We start from the raw sequence: 11,993 nt of genomic DNA, 5'->3' as shown, positions 1-11,993 counted from the left end.
TGCTGCACGATGCGCGAAGGTCAGGTTTTGGGAAATGGGTAAATTGATATTAAGTATGGCCGGATGTCCGCAAAGGGCCCGAGCTCCTACCTGTAGATCCTATTGCGCACTGATGCTTCACTAGCACTGAGTTCATACCTATGGGATACTCCGATTTGCACCAATGACCGCTTTTAGATCGACGCCTTTCGAGACAAGAACGAAAACAAGCGTCCGTCAGTCACAGCGAAGCCCAATGCAATAAAGGCGAACCCAATCCATGCTTCCAGCCCCATTTGCTCACTAAGGAACATCACTCCGAGCCCGATGGCGAATGGCGGAGTTAGCAGAGTGACCAGCAACAGGTTGGCTGCTCCGGCGGTATCAAAATGGCAAAATAGAGGAAATAGGCCAGTGCCGTCGACAAAACAGCCATGCCAATCAGAGCGCCCCACACGCCTGCAGAGAGCGAAAGATTTGGTGGCCCGTCGAACAGAAACCCTCTCTTATCAAATTAGCCTGAACTGTCCCATTAGCGCTGACGTCAGACAATTATACTCCACCCCCTTAAAAACCCGTATTCTCCCTCCACAGCCGGAACGCACCTTCGCCACCTTCTATGATCTATTTTTTAGCTTCGCGAGCGTCCTCGATCTCGATTGCCGCGACCCCTTTGACGGTGCCGCGCGATTGGTTCCCTGTGGTTCTATAGCCAAACCACGCCACCAGCTCAGCGTAACCGTTTACGACGAGGTTGGCGTTGTGGCTTGCGAACACGATCTGGCGAAGGCGCTTCGCGTCCCAGAGCTGATTAACGATCTCCAACATGACAGGATTGTCAAAGTCCTCCTCCAGCTGATCGATGATCAGGGGCGGCCCCGGTTGATTGAGCAAGGTTTTTAGGAGAGCGGTGGCTTGTTGCCCCGCCGAGACGTTCTTGAATGGAATGTACTCATCCTCGCGAGCGCGGTACTCATAAACCGGTGCAGACTCTATCGGCGTGAGGGCCAGTGTCAGCCAATCATCAGGCGACAAATGGCTGGTGATAGCCGCCGTCAGTGTACCCGCCTAGACAAGGCATCTCGATATATCTTTCAGCCTGACCCTTTCGTAGAAGCGAATGCTCTCCCTAGCCCGATACATTTGGTAGGATGATATAGCGGTCATTGAGATACTCGTGTTCATCGAGCTTGCGCTTCAACTCGGTGAATGTGGTGATCGCCGCCAATCGAGTTGGATCAACGGCCATTTCGGCTGACGGATCGGTTTGTGTGATCGCCAAGGCATTCAGCGCTAGCGAAAACATGTCATTTGGAAAATCCGCCCCAAAGATGTCAATGGCTTGGCAGGGTACGCCGAGCGTAAGTTCGATGCCCGGAAACACAATCAAGCGCTGATGTGGCAGAAGTGCTGTTCCGGCTAGTTCGGGCGCATCCAAAGCCGCCTTTCGCATGAAGGGCAAGAACGTCATGCAATGATGGTCAGTGATCGCGACGGCTTGAATGCCCTTCTCTCGGCAGGCCCTTACGAACCTGCTAGCATATGCAACGCGTTCTTCCTCAGTGACCGCTTTGGGGCCTTTCCATTGCTGATCTCGTGGCGTGTGAACTTGGAAGTCGCGACGGTAGAAATGCACGCAACCATCCATAAAAAGTCCTTATCATATAGACAGTGTCGTCATTATGCAGAAGGCATTGGCAGAGCACCAATCTACAAAACAAGGTAAAGGACATTTTTGGTATCAGAGTTTTGATCTCTAAATCACGGTATGAATGACGCGTGATTTGTGCATAAGCTCTTGTATGTTGCCTGCCCCCCAATCCCATCAACCCCGACATTCCTACCCGGCGCAACATTTATCAAAGTAAGCTCAGAGCCGCCCTCGGATGCGGCGCGGCATCTATTAGCCTCGCCTTCGCCCTCTCCCCGAGGACGGGCCGAGCTGCTGTTTGACAACATGCATCGTCGCTGCGGTGCAGCCCGCCAGAGGAGACATTCACCGCATCAGGCTCTTGGCATGCGTCCGCCAGTTTCCGAAACCTCTTAGAGAAACCTCTGATCAGTGGCCCAGACGCAGGGGGCTAGACACCTCGATGGTTGCAAAATTAATTTCGAATCGCTATCAATTTGACATGCTTAATGGATTGCAGACACCCGACCGGATCGCAGAACTGCTTGTTCACCTCGGGCGCGCAGCTCGAAGCGAGGATGCGGGATCCGAACTAACCGCCGCACAATGGACATGCCTGCGCTTCTTCGCACGTGCCAATGTCAGCACCCGCACGCCTTCGGCTTTCGCCAGCTTTCAGGCGACGACCCGAGGTACAGCCTCGCAGATCATCAAGTCGCTGGAACGGAAGAGTTTGGTCACGCGGACCAAGTCCGTCCAAGACCGCCGTAGCGTGTTCTTCGACCTCACGGACCAAGGAAATGCGATGCTTGCGCAGGATCCGCTGCGCGACCTGATCGGTGTGATTGATGGTCTTGGCAGCACGGAGCGCAATCGTTTTTTGACGACCTTGTCCCGACTGGCATCGGTGCTGGCGATGCGTCGGGATGTTCCCGCCTTCGGCACCTGCCAAGATTGCAATCATTTCGGTGTGTCCGGTGGTGCGGCCTATTGCGCCTGCATGGCGGCAGAGCTGGCGGTGGAGGACATCGTCAAGCTCTGCGCGAGCCACACCCCGACCCGGTCGGGTGAAGAGCAAGGAGCATCGGCATGACGTATGCTGAGACTGCCGCAGGATTGCGCATGATCGCCATCAGCAGCGGAAAAGGCGGTGTGGGCAAATCCACGGTCACTGCGAACATCGCTGTGGCGCTGGCCGATGCCGGGTTCTCCGTCGGCGTCGTGGACGCCGATATCTATGGCCCCTCGATCCCCGGGATGTTGGGAATAGCATCCGGAAAACCCGCCATGTCACCGGACCAGAAGGTTATCCCCGCCAAAGCGCATGGCGTGAAGGTCATTTCGATGGCCATGCTAAGCGATGACGACGCTCCCGCGATCCTGCGCGGACCGATGGTGACGAAGTATCTGCAGATGTTCGTGCGGCAGGTGGAGTGGGGCACGCTGGACGTGCTGCTTTTGGACCTGCCTCCGGGCACTGGCGACATTCAACTGACGCTGGCGCAGGCCTTTCCATTGTCAGGTGCGGTGGTGGTCAGCACACCACAGGACGTGAGCCTCAAGATCGCGCGCCGGGGCTTGCGCATGATGGAGCAGATCAGCGTTCCGATCCTCGGCGTGATCGAAAACATGAGCGGCTTCACCTGCGCGAGCTGTGGAACGGTGACGAACATCTTTCACCAGGGTGGTGGAGAGGCCATAGCGAGGGATCTGGATGTGCCCTTTCTCGGCAAGGTGCCGCTCGACCCGAATGTAGTCGATTGCAGCGACGAAGGTCAGCCCCTCGTCCGCGCTGCCTCTGGCAGCCCGGCAGCGGAATCGTATCGACGCATCGCCAGCGCCCTGGTGCAGACTGAAGATGATACGGCCGGGATCGCCACACCCTTCGCCTGGTCACTTGTTGAGGGCTCCGGCCAGCCTGCTCCGGGCCTGGTCGCGACGGACGGTCCTGCCGAACGCCTGGTCGCGCTCGATCATGATGCCGCAGGCCTGATCCTGGGCTGGGCGGACGGAACCGAGCAGCGCCTCGCCGATCGCGACCTGCGTCTTGCCTGCCAATGCGCGCAATGTCGCGACGAGATGACGAGCGCGTGGCTCCTCGACCCGGAGAGCGTGCCGCTCGATTTACAGCTCACGCGGATCTGGAGCGTCGGGAACTACGCGCTCGGCATGGCCTTCAGCGACGGCCACGCCACCGGTATTTACACGTTCAAGGCACTCCGCGCGATGACCGGCACGGAGCTGGAAGATGTCTGACATCGCCGCCCGCCGCCGCATCCGCGCACAGGTCTCGGCCAGCGATGCAAATGTCTGCGCATTCGTTCTGAACGACCCGATTCAGGTAACCGGTTCGACCCGCTTCGATGCGGCCGACGACGCGCCCCTGGCCCGCGCGCTGTTCGCAGTGCCAGGCGTCCGCCGGGTGGAGGTGAGCGGTCCGACGGTCTGGGTGAAAAAAAGCACCGATAAAGACTGGGCGGATCTCAAACCCGCCATCGCCGCGGCAATCCGACGTGTGCTCGACGAAACCTGCCGCCCGCTCGGGTGCGACCGAGCCCGCGAGAAAGTAGACCCTGACGCCAAGCTCCTCGAGGCGGTGAAGACTTTGCTGGACCAGCAGGTCAATCCCTCTGTCGCCACCCATGGTGGCCACATCTCAGTGGACCGGGTTCGGGACAGTACGCTCTATCTGCGGATGTCCGGCGGCTGCCAAGGCTGCGCGGCCTCCTCGGCCACATTGCGGCAAGGGGTGGAGAAGATGCTTCGCGCAGCCTTGCCCGGCATTGGGAACATCTTGGACGTCACCGACCATGCGTCAGGACGCAATCCGTTCTATGCGGGTAGCGGCGGTTCATCGCCGATCTTGAACCGGCCGATCCCCGCGGATGTCATCGGATGGGAGGACGGACAGATTGTGGTGGACCCCGACTACCTGGCGCCACGTCTGGGCCTCACACCGGAAGCATTGCGTGACGGGTTGCACAGCGGGGATGTCGTCGGCGTGACCGAAACCGGCGAAGGCGCGGATGAGGGCAAGATTCGGGTCGTGCTGCGCTGCAGAGACCGGGCCTGGGCGGCTGAACTCGATGCCACCGGCGCCGCCCGCGAAATCCCGCCCCCGCGTCTGATAGCAGCGGCGGCAGGCGAAGAGCAGGACCTGTCCGACCGGGTGCGCGCCCATCTGGAGGGGCTTGCCAAAGATCAAACGCTGATATCCTACGGTGCCTTGGCAGGCGCACTAAACCTGCTGAAGCCGGGTTCGATCGCGAAGGTGACACGTGCGTTGGAAACCACGATGCGGGACGACGCTGCCGCGGACCGCCCCTTCATCGCTGCCCGGGCTGTCAGCCGCGGGCACGGGAACTTGCCAGGCAAGGGCTTCTTCGACCTCGCGCGCACCCTGTCCCGGGGACCGCAGGCCGGTGAGAGTGAACCCGAATTCCACATCAGGGAGCTCCGTCGCCTGAACGAGACGATCATCATGAAGTAGTCGGTGGACGCTTTCCAAATGCACGCCCATCTCAACACTGCAAGAGTTGGCAGCGGCAGAGCAAACTGTTGCTGCCAAGACGCAGTGTCTCCTCCCACAATCGCGCCCATGGTCGATGTACCTGTCTCGGTTTCGTCTATCAGACCGCTGTCGCAGTTTTGTGTTAAAAGGATAGACTTCTCATGGCAGACGTCATTGAACATGTCTTTCAGCTCATGTTCGGCGCATCCGAATTTGCAGCAGTTGTGTTTGTAACCCTCCTCAGCGCTAACTCGATTTTGGCGAAGGAAAAGAGTGAATACTATTCGAAGCTTCTAAGGCCAACTTTGTGTCTGCAAAACAGTCTTTGTACATCGTTGACATCTTCTATAGGCTGGGTCGACCGTCAAAAGCTTTCGTTCATACGGTCATCTACATCACTGCCATTGGGTTAATTGGCGCGATCTTTCAGTATGTGGTTTGGGTTGAAGGCTTTGGAAAGCAACTGCGTGAGGACGATTTTGCACGCTGGGCATTTGCTCGCCAAGTCTTAACCACGGGGGTTCCCATGGTTCTGTTCACAAACTTTGTTGCTGGAATGTTGCATGCGGTGGTCCGCAATACGGGTGGTGGGCGGATGACAGGCCTCCAGTACTTTATGCTCGAACTGATCGTTCGTTTCGTTGTGTTCGCAGCGTCGATGGCGGGAGCATACTACGTTGCTGCTGTCGCATTTGGATCTTTCGATGGGGACGTGGAAAGGGCACTCGGTGCCGACTGGCCCACGCTAGCTATTGCCTTCCGCTTTGATAACTTGACTTCGGCATTCATTCTCGCGGCGCTGCTCGGCGGCGTGCCGATATTTGCGTCTGCGGCCGTTGATTTGTCCGAACGATTTTCGGTGATCCGGCATATCTTGCGGAACATGTTTTCCCATCTGCCGTTGTCCGATAAACCCGTTTTGATAACGAGCGTGGCATTCGCGATCTTGGCATATTTGGTCTTTCAGTTTGGTGCATACACAATCGCCATTTGAAACATTCAATATCCAAATGGAGCCCTAAGTGTCGCCAACTGCCGGAGCCGGTCGTTTGACGTGCGCGCAGCATTCCGAAAAAAGGACACTCTGCCGACATCGGACTATGCGCAGCATCGCGCTGCCTGCTTTAACATCGTTTCGATGCGCGCGGCCCTTCCCGGACATTCATCGGGTATGCGCCGCCTGATTACGCAGCGACTGTCTCAAAAGCAGAAATTGACCATTATGTGCGCGTCGCGGAAGCCGATCAAACTTTGACAGCGAAACCGGCTTCTCGGGGAACGCCGGTGGTCAATCGCCCAGTGCCTTCCCAAGGATGGCCTCGTAGTGATGGCAAGCGACGCTGCGATTGTCGTGGATTGGCTCCATGACCGGATGCACCTTTTTACAGCTCTCCGTTGCATAAGGGCAGCGTGGGTGAAAGTAGCAGCCCGTTGGAGGGGCCAATGGGGATGGCACCTCGCCCTCGATGGTCTCGAACTGCACAAGCTCGTCTGCATCCAGCACCAGCTTGGGGACGCTGCCAAAAAGCGCTTCGGTGTAGGGATGGGCCGGGTTGCCGAAAACCTCGCCCACTGGTCCCAACTCCACGATGCGTCCCAGATACATCACCGCGACACGGTCGCTGACGTGCTGGATCACGGAGAGGTCATGGCTGATGAAGACTGACGTGAGCGCCAGATCGCGGGTCAGTTCGAGAAACAGGTTGATGATCTGGGCCTGGATCGAGACGTCCAGCGACGCGACCGGTTCATCACAGATCAACACATCAGGCTGCATGGCGAGGGCGCGCGCAATCGCGATACGCTGCCGCTGGCCGCCGGAAAACTGATGTGGGTAGCGCTCGACCCAAGTGGGATCAAGGCCCACGCGTTCGAACCAGTCTGCTACATATCGGCGCGCGGTCGCCTTGGTTGTCAGGCCATGGGCGATGGGGCCTTCTGCGACGGTATGGCCGACTTTCATGCGGGGATCGAGGCTGGCAAAGGGATCTTGGAACACGGTTTGCACGCGGGTCGTCACTTTGGTGCCATCCGTCATCACGGGGGCGCCATTGATGGTGACCGTGCCGCTTGTCGGGGGCAGTATGCCGGCGATGGCGCGTCCCAGGGTGGACTTGCCACAGCCGGATTCTCCCACCAGGCCCAAAGTCTCTCCCTTGCGCACGGACAGCGTTACATCCGAGACCGCACGGACCGACCGGGTTTCGACGTTCCCTCCCAGTTTTGCCGCGATCCTTTCGCCTAAGGTCAGCTTGGGGCCAAAGACACGGGTGACGTCAGTGATTTCGACAAAGGCGCTCATGCAGGCTCCTTGGCGGTTTGACCAAGGGGAAGAAAGCATCGCCACTGCCGATCACCCTGCTGCGTCATGTCCGGGTCAGCCTTGCATTGCCGTGACGCATGCGTGCAGCGCGGCGCAAAGGGGCAGCCTGGAGGCAAAGACAGCAAAGAGGGCGTGCTGCCCGCGATCTGGTTCAGGGGTGCGCCCGGTTTTGCCATGGCAGGAAGCGAGGCAATCAGCCCGGCCGTGTAGGGGTGATGTGGGTCTCTCAGCAGCGTGGCAGTTGGACCTGCCTCAACGATCCGCCCCGCGTACATCACGGCCAGCTTGCTGGCGAGGCTGGAGACAACGGCAAGGTCATGGCTGATCCAAACCATCGCCGTACCGGTCTCACGCGCGAGGTCGCGCATCTGCGCGAGAATCTGCGCCTGAATGGAGACATCAAGCGCTGTGGTCGGCTCGTCCGCGACAAGCACTGAGGGGCGATGCAAAAGGGCGATTGCGATTGCCACGCGTTGCCGCATGCCACCCGAAAACTCGTGCGGATAGGCGCGTAGGCGGGCAGCGGCAGAGGGGATGCCAACCTGCGTCAGAAGTTCAGTCGCGCGCGCTTGTGCTGCGCGGGGGCTGACGCGTTCGTGCGCATCTATCGCCAGCTTTATCTGTTGCCCGATTGTCAGCATCGGGTTCAGCGTCGCAATCGGATCCTGGAAGATCATCGAAATCTCACGACCACGCCGGGCGCGCAGCTCTGCCTCGCTGAGTGTGGTTAGCTCCACCCCATTCAGCGTAATGGAGCCCTCGACAATCCGGCCCGGCGCGTCGACCAGCCCGAGCAAGGAGAAACCTGTGACGGTCTTGCCGGAACCGCTTTCACCGACCAACCCCATGATCTCGCCCCGCGCCAGATCGAAAGACACACCGTTCACGGCTTTGAGCACACCAGCACGGGTGAAGAAATGGGTGCTCAGGTCTCTGACGCTCAGGACAGGATCGCTCATTTCCGCAGCCTCGGATTGAACTGATCGCGCACCTGGTCTCCAACGACGTTGATGGCGACGATGAGGATGATCAGCGCGACACCGGGGTAGACAGAGATCCAGTAGCGTCCGCTCATCATGTAAGGAAAGCCGTTTGAGATCAGCATGCCCAGGGAGGGTTCGGTGACCGGCAGTCCGAGGCCCAGGAAGCTGAGTGTCGCCTCAAGCGAAATGGAATTGGCGATCTGGACCGTCGCCACCACGATCAGAGGCGGGGTGCAATTGGGCAGCAGATGCCGCCAGACCACCAGCCGACCGCTCAGGGGCGTGGCCAGCGCGGCCTCGATATAGTCTTTGCCCCGTTCAGCCTTGGCAGCGCCATAGGCGGTACGGGCAAAATAGGCGTATTGCGCCGCAACCAGCGCACCGACCAGCTGCGCCTTGCCCTGGCCCAAAAGCGCCACCATGACCAGCGCCAGCAGGATCGCGGGAAACGACAACTGCAGATCGACAAGGCGCATAATCAGTGCCTCAATCCGCCCGCCCAGATAGGCAGCCGTGATCCCGAGGGCCGTGCCGATGGTGAGAGATACGAACCCCGCGGCAAGGCCGATCTGAATGGAAATACGCAAGCCGTAAAAAATCGCAGACAACAGATCGCGCCCTTGTGGATCCGTGCCCAGCAGATGGGTATAGCCGCCCGATCCGACAAAACCCGGCGGACGGCGGCTGTCCATCAAGGACAAGTTCGCCAGATCATAGGGGTTCTGCGGCGAGACGACGGACGCAAAGAGCGCCAGCAGGATCATCGCGATCACGACCGCAAGAGCGAACACCGCAACCTTGTTCTCGCGAAACTCTGTCCAGAAACGGCGCAGGGGCGTGCTGGCATCGCTCATGCCTCTGCTCCGTGACGCACGCGGGGGTCGATCAGGGCAAAGACCAGATCAATCACGAAATTGATGGTCACAAACAGGAAAGCGACCAGGATCAGGTACGCGACCATCACAGGACGATCGAGTACGGCAATGCTGTCGATGATCAGCTTGCCGACGCCGGGCCAGGAAAATATCGTTTCCGTCACAACCGCGAAAGCAAGCGTCGAGCCAAGCTCCAACCCGAAAACGGTGATGATCGGGATGGAGATCAGTTTCAACAAGTGCCGCCGCAGGATCGTCCCTTCGGACAGGCCTGCCGCGCGCGCAAACTTCACTGTGTCAGTTAGCATGATCTCGCGCGTACCAGCGCGGGCAAGCCGGATCATCATCGCCAATTTGAACAGCGCCAGATTGATTGCGGGGAGCACGATGTGCGAAAGCCCATCCAGCGTTGGGAAAGACCACGCTACGCCCCAGATCTCGACGGTATTGCCGCGCCCGCCCGCCGGCAACCAGCCCAGGTTGACTGCGAAGAACAGGATCAGGATCAACCCGACCCAAAACGACGGCACCGAAAAGCCAAGAACGGAGACAGCCATGATTGTCTTGGACACCCAGCTGTCGGGGCGATAGCCCGCGTAGATACCCAGGCTGACGCCAAGCACCGTGGCCGAGATGACAGAGATCAGAACCAGCTCAAGCGTTGCTGGCAAGCGTCCGCCGATCAGTTCCAGAACAGGGATGTTATAGACAAACGAGCGTCCCAGATCGCCCTGCAGCAGGTTTCCCATGAAGATGAGGTATTGTTCGTAGAGGGGCCGGTCGAGTCCAAGACGCTGGATCGTCTGTTCCCGGATTTCCTGGGTCGCCTCCGGCGGGATCACGATGTCGACCGGGTTGCCGATTGCATAGATGCCACCAAAGACGATCACCGACATTGCGGCCATGACCAGCACGGCCTGTAGAAAACGTTGAATGACGAAACCGAGCATCAGCTTTCCCGTTAGGCAAACCAAAGGCCGGGCGGCGCATCAGCCGCCCGGCCTTGTTGCATCATGAGGCTATCAGGATGCCGGTTTGATAAAGAACGCAAGCGTGTCCTCGTCAAAGCGCGGTTCGAATTCGAGCATGCCTGCCTTGGCGCCCCACACGGTCTGAAGCTGCACAAGAGAGATATAGGCCTTGTCCGCCATCACCTTTTCCATCGCGTCTTCATAGGTCGCGCGGCGTTCATCAGGGTCCATCATCTTGGCACCGGTTTGCAGCAGCGTGTCGACCTCGTCGTTCTCATATTCGATGCGGTTGAATGCCCCGAGCTTCACGTCCGGATTGTTGGAATGTGCAAGACCGCCAAGTGTATAGGAGGCTTCCCCCGTCAGCGTGCCCCAGCCGTTCATGAACATTGAATACTCCAGCCGCGCCTGCGCCGGGAAATACACCGTTTTCGAGATCGCGTTCACGTTGGTCTTGACACCCACTTGCGTCAGCATTTGGCCCAGACCCTGACAGATCGCGCCATCACCCGGCAGGCGATCCGCCGTGCAATAGAGGTCAACCTCAAAGCCATCGGGATACCCCGCATCAGCAAGCAATTGCTTGGCCTTGGCCGGATCATAGGCTGGCATCGGAATGTCTTCGCTCGACCCGAAGAAACCGGGCGGCATCATCTGGTTGGCAGGCTTGCCCAGACCTTCCAGAACAATATCGACCATTGTCTGGCGATCAATCGCGTGATCAATGGCTTGCCGGACCTTCAGATCGCGGAAAGGATTTGCATCCAGATCGGACCCGTCGATGGCACGCACCAGCGGTGTGTCTTCGCGCTGATCCAGTTGCAGGTTCATGATGTAGACACTGTCGCCTTTAATCGCATCTATATCGGCGTCACGTTCAAGGGCGAGGTAGTCGACAGAGGAGACGTAGTTGATCACGTCAACCTGGCCCGCTTTCAAGGCGGCAAGGCGCGAACTGTCGTTGGGAATTTCCTTGCGGGTCACGGTTTCCCATGCCCCCTTGCCGCGCCAGTAGTCGTCGTTGCGCTCCAGCACCAGATCGCCCTTGGGTTCCCAACTGACGAACTTGTAGGGTCCCGTCCCAATTGTCGCGGCGCCGGAGTTGAACCCTTCGGCAGCTGTCTCGGGTGTCGAATAGTCCGCCGCGGCCTCGGATGAGACAATGAACAGACGAATGAAGTCATTTGGCAGTGTCGCCGCCTGACCGTCCGTGTTGATGTGGATCGTATGCGAGTCGATGATATCGACGCTTGCCACACGACGCACATAGATCGTTGTGGTTGTCGGGCCGGTGACAACGGGGATACGCTCGATCGAGAATTTCACATCCTCGGCGTCAAAATCGGACCCGTCGTGAAACTTGACCCCTTCGCGCAGTTTGAATTCCCATGTGTCTTCGTCGACGGGCGTCCAGCTGGTCGCAAGGCCAGGTTCGATCTGTAGGTCGGTGCCGGACCAGACCAGCGTGTCAAAGATATGTTTGGCCGCCTCTGCGTGAGGCCCGAGAGCTGAAAAATGTGGGTCCATTGATTCAGGTCCGCCGCGCACGCCCATCGTCAGACTTTGCGCCATGGCAGCGCCCGTAACAGTCAGCCCGAGTGCACAGGCCAGAGCGCCAAGAAATTTCCGGTGTTTCATGAATTTCCCTTCCCGTTGGTGAAGGAGGTTTCCCCCGTCCGATCTTTGATGAAATCCCAGTTCCATTTGGAACTTGCTATCGC

The 11,993-nt window shown here is 58.7% G+C and carries 11 protein-coding genes; 4 read left to right on the top strand and 7 right to left on the bottom strand.

The window, feature by feature from the left end; all coding sequences use genetic code 11:
* Positions 1-603: 603 nt before the first annotated feature.
* On the bottom strand, positions 604-1,014 hold the full coding sequence (locus Q1A20_RS11265; protein WP_299916967.1) for a hypothetical protein: 411 nt from the start codon (positions 1,012-1,014) through the stop codon (positions 604-606).
* Between the two features lie 94 nt (positions 1,015-1,108).
* Positions 1,109-1,450, bottom strand: a complete 342-nt coding sequence (locus Q1A20_RS11260) for a hypothetical protein (protein ID WP_299407690.1) — start codon at positions 1,448-1,450, stop codon at positions 1,109-1,111.
* 661 nt (positions 1,451-2,111) lie between these two features.
* On the opposite strand from Q1A20_RS11260, the gene Q1A20_RS11255 reads away from it, so the two are divergent.
* The 4 genes from Q1A20_RS11255 (at position 2,112) to Q1A20_RS11240 (ending at position 6,114) form a co-directional block, all read left to right on the top strand.
* Positions 2,112-2,702, top strand: coding sequence for a MarR family transcriptional regulator (locus tag Q1A20_RS11255; RefSeq protein WP_299916966.1), 591 nt, complete (start codon positions 2,112-2,114; stop codon positions 2,700-2,702).
* On the top strand, positions 2,699-3,865 hold the full coding sequence (locus Q1A20_RS11250) for a P-loop NTPase (protein WP_299407685.1): 1,167 nt from the start codon (positions 2,699-2,701) through the stop codon (positions 3,863-3,865). Before Q1A20_RS11255 ends, Q1A20_RS11250 begins: the two co-directional genes overlap by 4 nt.
* Entirely contained in the window at positions 3,858-5,099 is a 1,242-nt protein-coding gene (locus Q1A20_RS11245; protein ID WP_299407682.1) for a DUF6522 family protein, read from the top strand. Before Q1A20_RS11250 ends, Q1A20_RS11245 begins: the two co-directional genes overlap by 8 nt.
* Positions 5,100-5,427: 328 nt before the next feature.
* Positions 5,428-6,114 carry a hypothetical protein gene (locus Q1A20_RS11240; RefSeq protein ID WP_299916965.1) on the top strand — a complete coding sequence of 229 codons (687 nt, stop codon included), beginning with the start codon at positions 5,428-5,430 and terminating at the stop codon, positions 6,112-6,114.
* Positions 6,115-6,408: 294 nt separating this feature from the next.
* Here Q1A20_RS11240 and Q1A20_RS11235 read toward each other — a convergent pair whose 3' ends face one another.
* The 5 genes from Q1A20_RS11235 to Q1A20_RS11215 form a co-directional block, all read right to left on the bottom strand.
* A complete protein-coding gene (locus Q1A20_RS11235; protein ID WP_299916964.1) occupies positions 6,409-7,422 on the bottom strand; it encodes an ABC transporter ATP-binding protein in 1,014 nt (337 codons plus the stop codon).
* Entirely contained in the window at positions 7,419-8,402 is a 984-nt protein-coding gene (locus tag Q1A20_RS11230; protein WP_299407675.1) for an ABC transporter ATP-binding protein, read from the bottom strand. The genes Q1A20_RS11235 and Q1A20_RS11230 overlap by 4 nt, the downstream gene beginning before the upstream one ends.
* Complete coding sequence (locus tag Q1A20_RS11225) at positions 8,399-9,280, bottom strand: ABC transporter permease (protein ID WP_299407673.1); 882 nt, start codon at positions 9,278-9,280, stop codon at positions 8,399-8,401. The genes Q1A20_RS11230 and Q1A20_RS11225 overlap by 4 nt, the downstream gene beginning before the upstream one ends.
* On the bottom strand, positions 9,277-10,251 hold the full coding sequence (locus Q1A20_RS11220) for an ABC transporter permease (protein WP_299407670.1): 975 nt from the start codon (positions 10,249-10,251) through the stop codon (positions 9,277-9,279). Before Q1A20_RS11220 ends, Q1A20_RS11225 begins: the two co-directional genes overlap by 4 nt.
* Positions 10,252-10,323: 72 nt before the next feature.
* A complete protein-coding gene (locus Q1A20_RS11215) occupies positions 10,324-11,910 on the bottom strand; it encodes an ABC transporter substrate-binding protein (protein WP_299916963.1) in 1,587 nt (528 codons plus the stop codon).
* Positions 11,911-11,993 lie beyond the last annotated feature (83 nt).

The organism is uncultured Roseobacter sp., from assembly GCF_947501835.1.
In the GTDB taxonomy this organism is placed as follows: Bacteria; Pseudomonadota; Alphaproteobacteria; order Rhodobacterales; family Rhodobacteraceae; genus Roseobacter.
This window is presented reverse-complemented; position numbering and strand designations above follow the sequence as displayed.

Bases quoted from the DNA above. Each gene is read 5' to 3' on its own strand.
- Q1A20_RS11260 (WP_299407690.1), bottom strand. From the start codon at position 1,450: ATGACGTTCTTGCCCTTCATGCGAAAGGCGGCTTTGGATGCGCCCGAA.
- Q1A20_RS11255 (WP_299916966.1), top strand. From the start codon at position 2,112: ATGCTTAATGGATTGCAGACACCCGACCGGATCGCAGAACTGCTTGTT.
- Q1A20_RS11250 (WP_299407685.1), top strand. From the start codon at position 2,699: ATGACGTATGCTGAGACTGCCGCAGGATTGCGCATGATCGCCATCAGC.
- Q1A20_RS11245 (WP_299407682.1), top strand. From the start codon at position 3,858: ATGTCTGACATCGCCGCCCGCCGCCGCATCCGCGCACAGGTCTCGGCC.
- Q1A20_RS11235 (WP_299916964.1), bottom strand. From the start codon at position 7,422: ATGAGCGCCTTTGTCGAAATCACTGACGTCACCCGTGTCTTTGGCCCC.
- Q1A20_RS11230 (WP_299407675.1), bottom strand. From the start codon at position 8,402: ATGAGCGATCCTGTCCTGAGCGTCAGAGACCTGAGCACCCATTTCTTC.
- Q1A20_RS11225 (WP_299407673.1), bottom strand. From the start codon at position 9,280: ATGAGCGATGCCAGCACGCCCCTGCGCCGTTTCTGGACAGAGTTTCGC.
- Q1A20_RS11220 (WP_299407670.1), bottom strand. From the start codon at position 10,251: ATGCTCGGTTTCGTCATTCAACGTTTTCTACAGGCCGTGCTGGTCATG.
- Q1A20_RS11215 (WP_299916963.1), bottom strand. From the start codon at position 11,910: ATGAAACACCGGAAATTTCTTGGCGCTCTGGCCTGTGCACTCGGGCTG.